This is a genomic window from Staphylococcus sp. NWU MK-U1, from assembly GCF_033283505.1.
In the GTDB taxonomy this organism is placed as follows: Bacteria; Bacillota; Bacilli; order Staphylococcales; family Staphylococcaceae; genus Staphylococcus; species Staphylococcus haemolyticus.
This window is the reverse complement of the sequence record NZ_JAVSMG010000003.1, coordinates 236,207-250,643: the sequence shown is the minus strand read 5'-3', so window position 1 is coordinate 250,643 and position 14,437 is coordinate 236,207. Positions and strand designations below refer to the sequence as shown.

The 14,437-nt window shown below is 33.4% G+C and carries 12 protein-coding genes; 5 read left to right on the top strand and 7 right to left on the bottom strand.

Annotated elements, in window-relative coordinates; translation table 11 throughout:
* Positions 1–93 precede the first annotated feature (93 nt).
* Positions 94–1,371, bottom strand: coding sequence for a hydroxymethylglutaryl-CoA reductase, degradative (locus tag SBL16_RS06705; RefSeq protein WP_107611619.1), 1,278 nt, complete (start codon positions 1,369–1,371; stop codon positions 94–96).
* 4 nt (positions 1,372–1,375) lie between these two features.
* Entirely contained in the window at positions 1,376–2,527 is a 1,152-nt protein-coding gene (locus SBL16_RS06700; RefSeq protein ID WP_053016095.1) for a thiolase family protein, read from the bottom strand.
* Positions 2,528–2,821: 294 nt separating this feature from the next.
* Here SBL16_RS06700 and SBL16_RS06695 point away from each other — a divergent pair, with 294 nt between their 5' ends.
* The gene (locus tag SBL16_RS06695) at positions 2,822–3,988 is read left to right on the top strand and encodes a hydroxymethylglutaryl-CoA synthase (protein ID WP_107611618.1); all 1,167 of its coding nucleotides are present in this window, start codon (positions 2,822–2,824) and stop codon (positions 3,986–3,988) included.
* Positions 3,989–4,077: 89 nt separating this feature from the next.
* On the opposite strand, the gene SBL16_RS06690 is transcribed toward SBL16_RS06695, so the two are convergent.
* Complete coding sequence (locus SBL16_RS06690) at positions 4,078–4,599, bottom strand: methylated-DNA--[protein]-cysteine S-methyltransferase (protein ID WP_317953348.1); 522 nt, start codon at positions 4,597–4,599, stop codon at positions 4,078–4,080.
* Positions 4,600–4,689: 90 nt separating this feature from the next.
* Here SBL16_RS06690 and SBL16_RS06685 point away from each other — a divergent pair, with 90 nt between their 5' ends.
* Positions 4,690–5,007: a YrhK family protein gene (locus SBL16_RS06685; protein ID WP_107611616.1), complete on the top strand. Its 318-nt coding sequence runs from the start codon at positions 4,690–4,692 to the stop codon at positions 5,005–5,007.
* A gap of 56 nt (positions 5,008–5,063) precedes the next feature.
* On the opposite strand, the gene SBL16_RS06680 is transcribed toward SBL16_RS06685, so the two are convergent.
* Together SBL16_RS06680 and SBL16_RS06675 are read right to left on the bottom strand one after the other, a co-directional pair.
* On the bottom strand, positions 5,064–6,014 hold the full coding sequence (locus SBL16_RS06680) for a CorA metal ion transporter family protein (protein WP_107611615.1): 951 nt from the start codon (positions 6,012–6,014) through the stop codon (positions 5,064–5,066).
* Between the two features lie 176 nt (positions 6,015–6,190).
* Positions 6,191–6,661, bottom strand: coding sequence for a hypothetical protein (locus SBL16_RS06675; RefSeq protein ID WP_011274829.1), 471 nt, complete (start codon positions 6,659–6,661; stop codon positions 6,191–6,193).
* A gap of 320 nt (positions 6,662–6,981) precedes the next feature.
* Here SBL16_RS06675 and SBL16_RS06670 point away from each other — a divergent pair, with 320 nt between their 5' ends.
* Positions 6,982–7,530, top strand: a complete 549-nt coding sequence (locus SBL16_RS06670; protein WP_107611614.1) for a TetR/AcrR family transcriptional regulator — start codon at positions 6,982–6,984, stop codon at positions 7,528–7,530.
* 112 nt (positions 7,531–7,642) lie between these two features.
* Positions 7,643–8,089, top strand: coding sequence for a VOC family protein (locus SBL16_RS06665; RefSeq protein WP_107611613.1), 447 nt, complete (start codon positions 7,643–7,645; stop codon positions 8,087–8,089).
* 873 nt (positions 8,090–8,962) lie between these two features.
* Here the strand turns inward: SBL16_RS06665 and pruA are convergent.
* Positions 8,963–10,507 carry an L-glutamate gamma-semialdehyde dehydrogenase gene (pruA, locus tag SBL16_RS06660; RefSeq protein ID WP_317953343.1) on the bottom strand — a complete coding sequence of 515 codons (1,545 nt, stop codon included), beginning with the start codon at positions 10,505–10,507 and terminating at the stop codon, positions 8,963–8,965.
* 277 nt (positions 10,508–10,784) lie between these two features.
* Between pruA and SBL16_RS06655 the strand changes: the two genes are divergently transcribed.
* Entirely contained in the window at positions 10,785–11,735 is a 951-nt protein-coding gene (locus SBL16_RS06655; protein ID WP_107611611.1) for an NAD-dependent epimerase/dehydratase family protein, read from the top strand.
* Positions 11,736–11,915: 180 nt separating this feature from the next.
* On the opposite strand, the gene SBL16_RS06650 is transcribed toward SBL16_RS06655, so the two are convergent.
* Positions 11,916–14,420, bottom strand: coding sequence for a glycosyltransferase (locus SBL16_RS06650; RefSeq protein ID WP_107611610.1), 2,505 nt, complete (start codon positions 14,418–14,420; stop codon positions 11,916–11,918).
* Positions 14,421–14,437: the final 17 nt, after the last annotated feature.

The following is a 14,437-nucleotide window of genomic DNA, read 5'->3' as shown; positions in this document are numbered from 1 at the left end:
TGACATATAAATGATAAATAAAAGCCACTATTTATGAATCAAGGTCTTGATTTAAGAACCTTACTCGTAATTAGTGGCTTTTTCTATATATTGTTATTGTTGTCGTAAATCTTTTAAAATTTGTTGAGCCGTAGCAGTATTAGCCTTAGGCGCAGTTTTCAATGCTTCGGCAACACGAGCAATCTCATCACCTTGAGCACCTACTACGATTGCTAATGATTTGTATTGTAAACTCATATGACCTTTTTGAATACCTTCAGAAACTAAGGCTCTACATGCTGAAAAGTTCTGTGCCAATCCAACAGCAGCAACAACCTGACCTAATTCTTGTGCTGATTGAACATTTAATAATTCAAGTGATGCTTTCGCAATTGGCAATACCTTAGTACCGCCACCGACGATTGCTAATGTCATCGGTACTTCTATTGTTCCGACTAAGCGACCACGTTCTTTATCAAACTTCCAAGTCGCAATACCTCTATATTGTCCATCACGACTGGCATATGCATGTGCACTTGCTTCTGCTCCGCGTGTATCATTACCAGTTGCTAATACTACGGCGTGAATGCCATTCATAACACCTTTATTGTGTGTTGCAGCACGATGTATATCGACTTGTGCTAGTACAGAAGCACGCTCCATGCGTTGTGCTACTTCTTCACCAGAACGATCACCTTTATTTAAATCTTTGATATCAATTTCACCTTGAACTCGTACTACTGAGGCTGTGGCATGGTTAGACAAAATGCTCATAAGCACATCACGATCTGGAAACTCATTCTTCATATGTGCAGTTATAGCTTCCAAGATTGTATTGAGCATATTGGCGCCCATTGCATCTTTAGTATCTACAAATACTTTTAAAGACAATAGTTGATTCTCTGGGAACGTATCAATTTCAATACGTCTGTAACCACCGCCACGTTCTATAATTGATGGGTAAGCTTCAGCTGCAATCTGTTCAATTTGTGGTTCTAAATCGTAAATTGCTTGTGCTAAGGCATCGGTATCACTTACGTCATCAAATACAATTTGACCAATCATTAGTCGTTCACTCTTAATAGTTTTAAAACCACCTGTATTATTGACTAACTTAGCGCCATAACTTGCAGCAGCTACTACAGAAGGTTCTTCAACCATCATCGGTACAACATATTCTTTATCATCGACAATGATTTTAGGTAATAAACCTACAGGCAATGTACCTTGACCAATTACATTCTCAATTAAACTATTTGCAACTTCTTCATTAATTAATGGATTTTTTAGTAAAACATCGTAGCTTTCATCAGTTAACCATCCATAATCAACAAGTTGTTTTAATTTATCTTCACGAGATAAATGTCGAAATGTCTTATCTAAACTCTTCATAACATTATTCCCCTTTATCAATCATTAGAGCGATACCTAGTCCTCCACCAATACATGCTGTAGCAATACCCGTACGTTTATTTTCTTGTTCAAGTGCGTTCACTAAAGTAGTGACTAATCTAGCACCACTGGCACCAATTGGGTGTCCTAGTGCAATAGCACCGCCATAGATATTTAATTTTTCATCCGGAATATGCAAATTGTCTTTGACAGGTATACTTTGTGCAGCAAATGCTTCAGTCATTTCTACAATATCAATATCATCGATTTTGCTATCCGTTTTATCAAGTAGCTTCTCAACAGCATAGAATGGTGCATAGCCCATATATTGAGGATCACAACCTACTTCTGCATAATCTCCAACGATTCCTAAAATGTCGTAACCATGCGCTTTAGCATATGATTCCTCCATTAAAATGAGTGCAGATGAACCATCATTAATACTTGAAGCATTACCACCAGTTACTGTTCCATCTTCTTTGAAAATTGTCTTTAATGTCGCAAGCTTCTCAACACTACTATTTGGACGAACACCTTCATCAGAAGTCATTTGTTCCCCTTCTGCGTCAGTCATACCGATGATTTCATTATTAAATTTACCATCTTGCGTCGCTTTAGCTGCTTTAGCTTGTGAATGATTTGCGAACTCATCTTGCATTTCACGCGTGATGTCATATTTTTCAGCTATGTTCTCAGCTGTTACACCCATTGGTACATAATGAAAGGCATCTGTTAAACCATCATGCATAAAACTTTCCACTGGTTCTTGACCTTCTTTTAAGATTAATTGTGGGGCATTTGTCATACTTTCAACTCCACCCACTGCAACAACATCCGCTTCACCTAATTGAATTAACTGTTTTCCTAATATAATTGCTTTAAGACCTGATCCACATACCTCATTAATTGTCATAGCTGGTGTTGTATCAGGTACACCCGCTTTAATCGCAATTTGACGTGCTGGGTTTTGTCCTACACCACTTTGTAGCACGTTACCAAAGATAACTTGTTGAATTATATTAGGGTCAATATTTGCTGAATCGATTGCACCTTTCAAAGCTGTCGTTCCCAATTCAACTGCAGAATAATTTCTTAATTTACCTTTATATCTACCGATTGGCGTTCTTTTAGCACTAACTATAGCAATTTTTTTCATTCTTTATCTCCTTATATGTAGTTTATATATAAATTGTAATTTAGTTATTTAATTTGGTAAAATAACTATTAATATGATTATTAATAATAGCCGATAGAAGTTATCTCACACTCAATGTTATACCATGCAGTTTCACATATTTTATTATATTACTATATTAAACGACATGCGTTATTGCATTTAACTTTCCGTATGAAAACGCTTTCTATTAGTGAACATTTTAAATGAAATTGTCTCAAAAAGCTACTATTAATATGACTTATAAAATTAGAATAACGAAAGGATGTAGTGCCCGTGAGTATAGGAATCGATAAAATTAACTTTTACGTACCTAAATACTATGTAGACATGGCTAAGCTTGCAGAAGCTCGCCAAGTTGATCCAAATAAATTTTTAATTGGGATTGGTCAAACCCAAATGGCAGTAAGTCCAGTATCACAAGATATTGTATCTATGGGGGCTAATGCTGCTAAAGATATTATAACAGATGATGATAAAAAACATATTGGAATGGTCATTGTAGCAACTGAATCTGCAATCGATAATGCAAAAGCTGCTGCAGTACAAATTCACAATTTACTAGGTATTCAGCCATTCGCACGCTGCTTCGAAATGAAAGAAGCTTGCTATGCTGCAACACCTGCAATTCAATTAGCTAAAGACTACATTGAGAAACGACCTAATGAAAAGGTACTTGTTATCGCAAGTGATACAGCTCGTTACGGTATTCAATCTGGTGGCGAACCGACACAAGGTGCTGGTGCCGTAGCTATGTTGATTTCAAATAATCCAAGTATCTTAGAATTGAATGATGATGCCGTTGCATATACTGAAGATGTGTATGACTTCTGGAGACCAACTGGACATAAATATCCATTAGTTGCCGGTGCGTTATCTAAAGATGCATATATTAAATCATTCCAAGAAAGTTGGAACGAATATGCTCGACGTGAAGGTAAAACATTATCTGACTTTGAGTCATTATGTTTCCACGTACCTTTCACTAAAATGGGTAAAAAAGCTTTAGACTCAATTATCAATGATGCCGATGAAACGACGCAAGAACGTTTAACATCTGGATATGAAGATGCAGTATATTATAATCGTTATGTAGGTAATATTTATACTGGCTCTTTATATCTAAGTTTAATTTCATTATTAGAGAATAGATCGCTTAAGGGTGGTCAAACTATTGGATTGTTTAGCTATGGATCTGGTTCTGTAGGAGAATTCTTTAGTGCTACGTTAGTCGAAGGCTATGAAAAACAACTAGATATTGAACGACATAAAGCTTTATTGAATGAACGTCAAGAAGTTTCAGTTGAAGACTATGAAAGTTTCTTCAAGCGATTCGATGATTTAGAATTCGACCACGCTACTGAACAAACAGATGACGATAAGTCTATTTACTACTTAGAAAATATTCAGGAGGATATTCGTCAATATCATATTCCTCAATAACGTTAACATTAAATAAGAGGCATTCGAAATAAGAGCAATTTAGGCTCTTGTCTCGAACGCCTCTTTATTTTTGGGTAAATATAAAGGTGTTATGGTTTAGTTGAATTTTTAGGTCTATACAATTTAGTCATATCTACTTTCTCAAGCTCAAGTAATTTAATTTTATGATTAATCGTGCCACCATATCCTGTTAAACTTCCATCTTTTCCAACCACGCGATGACATGGAATAATAATAGAAATCGGATTGCTACCTACTGCACCACCTACTGCTTGTGCAGACATATTCGGCTTATTACGCTCTTCACCTACGCGTTTCGCTAGATCACCATACGTTTTTAATTGTTCATATTCTATTTCTTGTAGCTTTCGCCACACACTTTTTTGAAAATCAGTGCCTTCCGGTTTAAGTGAAAAATCAATTTGCGGACGATTTCCTGAGAAATATTCATTTAACCACTCAACCACTTTTTTAAAAATATCTAAATCAGGATTAGTTGGATGAGTATCCGTTGTGTCGTTATATTTATAGAGTACATGTGTAAGTGACTCACCATCACTAATGAGTTCTAAATTTTGTACGGGAGATTCGTAAAGCATTGAATAAGACATCATACCACTCCTTTCTGACCATTATGAAGAAGTTTCATATCAAAGTACAACGGGAAGTATGTTATTACTTAAAATAATGGAGGTGTTAAAATGGCTGGTTTAAATAAAGATGATGTTGATTTACATTTTAATACCAATCAATTTAATGAAGATGATCATGCGAAGCAAATCTCATTCTTCTACAAAGCCCTATACCAAATCAACGATATCGTACTGGGCATTATATTTTTAATAGGTAGTTTTCTATTCTTTAGTGACCAAACAATGATTGCCGGCACGATACTATTTGTGATTGGAAGTATTCAAATGACAGCACGACCTGTGATTTCTTTTGTCCATGACATGAAACTGTCTAAATATTACAAACGCAAATATAAACGGCTCCTAGATGAAGAGAATCAACATTAATAGGTATAAGCGTATGAATCTAGCACTTGTAGAATCATACGCTTATTTTGTTTGTGTTAGAACCAGTCCTTCTTTTTGAAAAGAGTAATGAGCGACACAACAACCACTAATGAAATAGCAATAAAGACGAAATAACTATAATGCCAATCAAGTTCTGGCATATAAGAGAAGTTCATGCCATACCAACCTGTTAAAAATGATAGCGGAAAGAATATAGACGAAATAATGGTTAAGACATTCATCACACCGTTAATTCTATTAGAACGGTAAGACTCATTATTATCTTTAATATCATCTGTGATGTGCTCACATGCCATCAACGTATCTGTTTGTCTTAATATTCTACTATGAATATGTTTAATCAATAGTTGATATTCGTGTGATACGTCTAATGGTGATTCATCTATTATTTCATTTAGGAGTTGTTCCATAGGAATGAGCACACGTTTCAGTTTAATAATTTCAGAACGAATATTATATACATCATCCATTAATTTACGGTTATTGACTTTATCTACATTTTGATCCTCAAAAGAGAAAACAGTGTCTTCAACATGATCCACATATTTAAAATATTGATGTGTAATCTTATCAACCATGATAGTTGTTAGTTCAATCGCAGTTATAGCTTTAGGTGACTTATTGAATGACGTAATGATATCTAATAATACATCCATAGGATATTTATGGACCGTGATTATCCAATTACCCTTAACAGTAATACTCAGTGGTTCTGCTGAGAAATTATTATGGCTAATCGCATGCAATATTAAATATAAATGCTGTTTCTGTGGGTGATAACTAACTTTAGGTCTCGTAACTGTAAATACAGATTCCTCAATGTGGTGTCTAGCAATATTGAATCGTTGAGTAAGTAATGCTTGATCGTTTTTTGTCGGATTCTCAAAATCAATCCACACAAGTTTGGCATCCTCAGGAATAGCTGAAAATGTACATGCAGTATGGAAGTGATCTGCTTGGTCTTGAAAATGGACACGAATTGCCATAGTATCTCCTACTTTAGATAAGTTTTACTCATCAATACCACTCTTCAGAAAATGAAAACAAAAAGGTTAGGACTATCATGTGGAATAGGAAAGAATTCAATATTCATTCAAAGTCCTAGCCCCTCAATCGTCCTAACCTCTTATAACAATTCATTTATACTTATCAATTGATGTCATTAGTTTTGGTTAAAATTATATAATTCATAACCTTTATCTTTAGCATACTCAATTGCTAAGATTTCTAAAACATTAATGAACGCTGGTTCATCTTTAACATTGACATATTGGAATTTCAAATTATAATCTTCAGCTGTAATTGATTTAATATCCTCTTCATTGACACCTTTTTTCTGTGCTAAACCTTTTTTAAATTTGGTAGTGCCGACACCTGATTTTAAATTATATTGACCTAATTTATTGAATAAGTCTTTTGTAATAAGTTGGTAACCAGTAGAATAGCCACCTGTTTGACCAACGAAGATAGGCGTCTTTTTATCGAAGATAACATATACGCCAAATTTATCTTGAACTTTCTCACGATCTTCTTTGCTAAATGTTAATGCATTATCTTTATCATATTTGAATAATTTTTTAAGTTGCTTCTTATTATCTTCTTTAATTTGATCTAATTGTTTAGTGCCTTTCATAATTAAAATCCTCCCATATAGAATAAATTTATAAATTTAGACTTGGAAAATAGAATAAATTCATAAAAATTACAATTTTATTTTTAATAGTTAAACAATGTTTCTATTTGGATATAATATACCCTTTCAAAACGCTTTAAAACGCTATGTCAAAATCATTACACAATACATTTCAAATTTTTAATCAGTTTATTTTTTATACGTAATTTACATTTTTAATGTAAATGCATGTTTATTTATGTATTTATATAATCTATAATTAAATATTATGTTTCACCAAATTTATTAGATTCTTCTATCTATGTTAGGGGAGAACAATTTTGAATGATAAAGACTTACGGGTAATTAAAACTAAAAAGGCATTAACTGATAGCTTATATTCATTGCTTGAACAAGAGATGTTTACAACATTAACGGTTAATAAAATTTGTAAGCATGCTAGTGTTCATCGCACTACTTTTTATAAACATTTTTACGATAAATATGAATTGCTTAAATACCTATTAAAATTAACACACGATGACTACTTTGCAACTGATATTAAAGAACGTTTGAATAATCCTTTTCAAACTTTAGCTAATTCCTTCAATAAAGAAGAGATATCTCGAATTGAACTCAAGCAATATAACGATAAAGAGTTTGAAGATGTTCGCAATAATTATTTAATTGAAATAATGCAAAAGGATTTCAAAACCAACATGCATCGTATTACTGATGATAATGTAGTACCGAAAAGCCTAGTATTCTATGTGTTCGGTTCGGTACTAAATGCATTTATCGATTGGAAAAAGAATGAAAATGTCGAGATTAAACCTAAGCAAATGGACCAAATCTTTCATAAACTTATCAATGTCAAAGCACATGATTAATTAGAATACTCATTCTATTTTATTCAAAGTTTCACGACCGTATATTAATCGCTATTTACATCTATTCATTATATAATGGACTGGGTTACAAACTAACTAAAGGGGTTTTATCATGACTGAATTATTTCCATATTTAGCATTTGAAAAAGCAAAATATGCAATAGCATATTACGAAGAAGTATTTGGCGCTACAAACGTCAAAAGATTAGAAGTGAGCGAAGAACAAGCGGAACAATTTGGCATGACAAAAGAACAGGCTGCAGAAGCTACAATGCACGCTGAATTTGAAGTGTTAGGTGTTAAAATTTTATGCTCTGATTCATTCGGACGTGTAGAGAACATCAATAATGGAATTTCATTACTTATTGATTTCGATGTTAACAATCAAGACGATTCAGATAAAGTTCAACAATTTTACGATAAAATTAAAGATTATGACTCAATAGACATTGAAATGCCACTCAAAGAACAATTCTGGGGTGGAAAAATGGGCGCCTTTACAGATAAATATGGCGTACGTTGGATGTTACATGGTCAAGACTATACACAACTTAATTAATAATCACATTGATTTTATTAAACTACTAATCAAAGATGTTATGACATCCTATTCATAGATTAGTTAGAAGGGAGTGGGACAGAATTCTTTTTAAATTCGTCGTCCCACCCCCGCAAGGATGACTAGAACTGAAAAAAGCTTGATTTAAGCGCATTTTCAGTTCAGTCAGCTACTGCGAATTTGCAAAATAGCATCATCATATTATTTATGTCCCAGGCTCTTTTTTTATATAACATTAAAGTCATACTCATTTAAGAAAGTAGCGTTGATATAGATAATAAATAGAGTTTGGGAATGAAGCTCAGCAAAGAGATGTTAAATAAGAAAATCTTCAAGCTAAGCAAGCTGGGGAAAAGGAACTTAAGTGTTCAAACATTTACGTAAGTAGTTCTAAGATAGTTAGCGTAGCATAGTTATGAGACTCCTAGTGGAACCATTATTAGATGAACCTAAGTGCTATGTCACTTAGGTAAGGCGCTCTAAGATAGAATACGAAACATAGTTGCGAAGACTCCTAGGGGAGCAGTGCCAGTCGAAGACTACAGGCTGAGACGGCACCCCAGGAACGCGAAGCAACTTAAGTGAGTGGATCATCTATCTAAGAGCGCCTTTAGAGGAATACAGGCACGAGCCTTTCCCACTGGAATGCGAAATAATTTAAGTTAAATAATGAACCTATGTGCTTTGACACTTAGGTAAGTAATTATAAAATGTAAAACAATTAAGAATTTCTTTACCCCCTAGGCAAGCATCTCAAGTTTAATGAAATAAAAATAAGTCAGTAAATGAATGGACTGCATTCATCTACTGACTATTTACTTAGAAATGTTATTTTAAAATTTATTGAACATGTTATATATTGATCTTAATTGCTTAGAACATCTCTGAAACTACTTTTTGTTCTAAGAAGTTTAATAAGTAATCTGGGCTACCTGTTTTGGCATCTGTACCAGACATTTTAAATCCACCAAATGGATGATAACCTACAACTGCTGAAGTACATCCACGGTTAAGATATAAGTTACCTACTTCGAATTCATTAACAGCTTTAATCCAGTTTTCACGATTATTTGTGATAACTGCACCTGTTAAGCCATAGTCTGTATCATTCGCAATTTCAATCGCTTCTTCGAAATTATCAAATTTAGTAAAGCCAACCACTGGACCAAAGATTTCTTCTTGCATTACTTGATCAGATGATTTTAATCCTGAAATAATTGTTGGTTTAATGAAGTAACCTGTTGAATCATCAGCTTCGCCACCGATTTCAATTTTACCTTCTTTTCCACCAATTTCGATATATTTTTTAATTTTGTCGAATTGTTTTTTATTAATAACAGGACCCATGAATGTATTATCTACAGTGTTACCAACTGTTAATTCTTTAGTTAATGCTACCGCTTTTTCTAATACTTCATCATACACTGAACTGTGTACGATGGCACGTGAACATGCTGAACATTTTTGGCCTGAGAAACCAAATGCTGACGTTACAATTGATTCTGCAGCTAAATCAGTATCAATATTTTCATCAACGACAATCGCATCTTTACCGCCCATTTCTGCAATAACACGTTTTAAGAATGTTTGTCCTTCTTGAACAACTGCGCTGAGTTCGTAAATACGAGTTCCTGTTGCACGTGAACCTGTAAATGTAACAAAGTGTGTATGAACAGAATCAACTAAATAGTCACCGATTTCTTTCGGATCACCAGGTACAAAGTTAACAACACCTTTAGGAAGACCCGCTTCTTCTAAGATTTCGATTAATTTATACGCTGTTAATACTGTGTCTTCAGCAGGTTTCAACAGAACCGTGTTACCAGCAACAACTGGTGCTAATGTTGTACCAGCCATGATTGCAAATGGGAAGTTCCAAGGTGGAATTGTAACACCAGTACCAATTGATTTATAGAAGTACTTGTTATGTTCCCCTTCACGATCTAATACCGGTTTACCATCTGCTAATTCCATCATTGAACGTGCATAGTATTCGATAAAGTCGATACCTTCTGCTGCATCGCCTACAGCTTCATCCCAAGGTTTACCTGCTTCATATACCATGACTGCAGAGATTTCCTCTTTACGACGTCGAATAATTGCTGCAACACGTAATAATAACTCTGCACGATCTTTATGTGACCATTGACGCCATGCTTTATAAGCTTTGTTTGAAGATTCAAACGCTTTATCTACATCTTCCTTAGTAGCTTTAGATACTTTAGCAATTAATTCCGATGTATTAGCTGGATTAATTGAATCAAATGTATCATCTTTAGTAATTTGCTCTCCGTCAATCACAATTGGAAGTGTTTGACCAAGTTCATTTTTAACTTGCTCTAACGTTTTTTGAAATCTTTCTACATTTTCTTGTACTGAAAAATCAATCCCAGGTTCATTTTTGAAAGGTACTACCATTCTTAATTACCCCCTATGTATTTGTAAGAATTATAAAAATCAGTAAAACAATGACTTACTTAAAATGATAATTTGTGTCATTAATTTCATTCTACTATGCTTAGGGTTATTTTTGCAATCGCTTACATTAACATTATCTGAAAAGTTTTAATTATTAGTCAAAGGTGGCTTATTTTTCGATACAACCTAGCTATATTATTCTAATTTTATATTTTTATAAAAATAAAGTATAATAAATTTACACAATTTAACGACATCAAGAAAAGGAAGTACACACATGAAAGCATTAATTACAGGCGGAGCAGGATTCATTGGCTCACATGTAGCCGAACATTTTGTTAAGCAAAATATCGAGGTACATGTCATAGATAATTTAAGTTCCGGATACTTACATAATATTCCCTTTGTTAATAAAGAACATATTTACGTAAAGGATATCACCGATTTTGAGTTTGTAACGCAATTAATACGTCAAGAACAATTTGATTATGTTATTCATTTAGCAGCCATGGTGAGTGTTGTTGAAACGATTGAGAAACCATCATTATCTAATCAAATTAATATTGATGCCACAGTTCATCTTTTAGAAACCATTCGAACGTATAATAAGCAAATTAAGAAATTCATATTTGCGTCATCGGCAGCCATTTACGGTGATCTACCAAGTTTACCTAAATCCGTTTCTCTCTCTAAACCGTCGCCATTATCTCCATATGCAATACAGAAATACGCTGGAGAACAGTATGCAAAGATTTACAATCATTTGTTCGACATTCCCTGCGCTTGTCTCAGATTCTTTAATGTTTATGGCCCAAGACAAAATCCTAACTCGGATTATTCAGGTGTCATCTCAATAATGAATCATAAATTTACCAATCAAACTGAATTTACCTTCTATGGTGATGGTGAACAAACTCGTGATTTTGTTTACATTAATGATTTAATTGACGCTATGTGGCTTGTGCTTAATACCCCAACAACTAGTGGTTCAATATTCAACATAGGTACGGGCATACAAACAAATCTGAAAGCAGTTTTTAAAGCGTTTGAGAAGGGCTTCAAGTACAGTATCCCATGCCAATTTAAAGCACCAAGACTTGGAGATATTAAGCATTCTTGTGCTGACATTACACCACTTGAATCATTAGGTTATCACCCTAAATATGATATAGCTAAAGGCATTCAATCTTATTTAGCATATAATAAAGAACATGAAGTAAGATTATAAAACAATCGACTCAGATAAATTTAAAAGACAATCTCTATTTAATTTCAATAGAAATTGTCTTTTTATCATTTTTATTAACCAATGGAAATACTACATTCTTTATCCAATCATGATTAATACACATTCAAACGCTTTTTGGATCAAGAATTCTTTAAGTTTAATAGATATTGTATTTACTGATTATTTTAGAAGTTTATAGAACTCTTCTATCGCTAATTGATTGTATTCTTGAGCGTTAAACGTCTCATAATGTGGTGTTTGATGTTTGATAAAACGCTCTAAGCCGTGCTTAATATCATTGACATCATGACTCACTAACATACCATACTTACCATTATTTAATACATAACGATTCGCAATGATATCGGATGCCAATACATTCATACCAAGTGATAGTGCTTCAAGTAGAACCATTGATTGGCCTTCATAATAAGACGTTAACGATAAGACATCTGCTTGTTTCATAATATAGAATGGATTTTTTCGTTGTCCTAATAAAAAGACATGCTGTTCTAACTTCAACTTACGGATTTGTTGTTCTAATTTATGTCTTAATGGACCTTCTCCCATAATATATAATTTCGTATTAGGATAGTGCACGATAACTTTGCCAACCGCTTCAATTAATAAATCAAATCCTTTTTCAGGTGATAAACGGCCAACCGACACAATTTTAAAATCATCCTCTTTAAAAGGCACCGACGTTACTTTCCCTTTATTCACACTGACGAGCACCGGTACATTATTTTTCTCAAATTGATCAGCATCATCTAACATGAATTTCGATATTTTACTTAAATTAATCGTGTTTCTTGACGCTACAAATTTCTTATTTAGTGCTTTTTTAGCTATATTGCGCATATTTTGTTCTTTTGATGCATCAGAAACACATACCAGTTTATCAAATTGATCATACAATGTGATCAAACCTTTTAAATTTTGATAATGCGGTTTCACACCATTTACGGTTCTCTCCATGTCCGCTTTGATATCACTATGAAGGTAGACCAACTTACGTTTAGCAGTCGTAGCTAAAATAAGATTCGCCCAAAACATAGAATACCCACTGAAATCTATCGCACAATCAAATTGACTTTCACCTAATATTTTACGCATCTCACGTTCATATACATGTTTTGGATATAAGAAACGTTCTAATGCACTTTTTAGCCCTCGTTGTCTGACGAAGTCTACTTTATACGTCTCTTTTAACGACGCTGCTAATGGTCCAACTCTTAAAATAATTCTTACATTTTGATTAACATTATTCAGGTTATTCAAGATTTCTTCATTATTACTTCTATTTGTAAATAGAGTAACGTCGTATTGATTGTAATCAATATTTTCTAATAAATTAATAACAGACGATGTAATACCATTATTTTTCATCCCGCCAGGATAAATTAATAGTCGTTTTTTAGCACATTTCTTTTTCTTTTTACGTTTATGTTTTGAGGTGAATACCCGCTCAATCACCTTGTCAACAGCATTTCCGTCATCTAGATAAGCATACGTCTTTTTAAACGTTTGATAGTTATGTTTCACCTTACTTAATTGATATGTTTTTTGTTGTATAGCTTGTACAACATCATCAATGGTATGCACAACCGGTCCCGGTAAATCCTGAGTGTTGATATACACTCCTCTTTCAAATTGATATGTTTCGTAGTCAGGTGTATAAAAGACAATGGGTTTATTTGTGACTAAATAATCAAAGAAGATACTTGAATAATCCGTTATCATTAAATCAACAAACGCCAATATTTCATTTGTATCAAAATAATCTGGAATAAGATATGGTTTTAGCGCCTCATTTTTAATTGCTTCTTTATAAATAAATGGATGAACCTTTACTAATACTTGATAATCAAGATGAAGTTTCAACTTTTCAACTTCTTCCACAATATGATTTAAACTTTCCTCAGGCGCGTTGACATCATCACCTCTCCAGGTAGGACAATATAACAATACTTTTTCATCAGTAATATCTATGTATGATCTTAATTCATTAATGAGCGTTTTTGAATCACCATTCAATGTAAGATCCATTCTCGGATAGCCAATTTCTAAAATTTGCCCACCATAAATGTTGTCCAATCTAAATGCCCTTTCAAAAATTTCTGACGTATGACGATTAGGACTTATAATATAATCACTCGATAAAAAGTTTTTAATAATATTTTGCGAACCACGCAAGCCATTTTCAAGGTCTAGACCCATATATTTGAGTGGTGTACCATGCCATGTATTCACATAAATTTGATCAGACTTTTTAATGAAATAGGCTGGAAATGTTGAATTGTTAAATAGATACTTACATTCGGTTAGTGCTCTTAAATATTCTGGAGATTCTTTAATCACGAATTCAATATTTTTGTAATTCTCAAATTTCTTTTTATAAAATTCTAACGTTTCGGTAGTGTCGACAACCCATTTATGCGTATATTTACGATATTTGGGATGATGAATCAAACGTTTAAAGATAGCATAAGGACTATCTGAAATACTCTTTCCATCTCTTACTTGGTATAGAATATCGTGTTGTTTAACTCTATTCGCTTCATAATTTTGCGCATAACGCATTATTTTACGTGTATAAGCTGAGTTATTTCTTCTTTGTAAAGGCGTCGTTATAAATTTGAATTTACGTCGACTTTGATTTTGTATAAATGTCTTCAGTGTCATATTCATTTTCCTTTCTA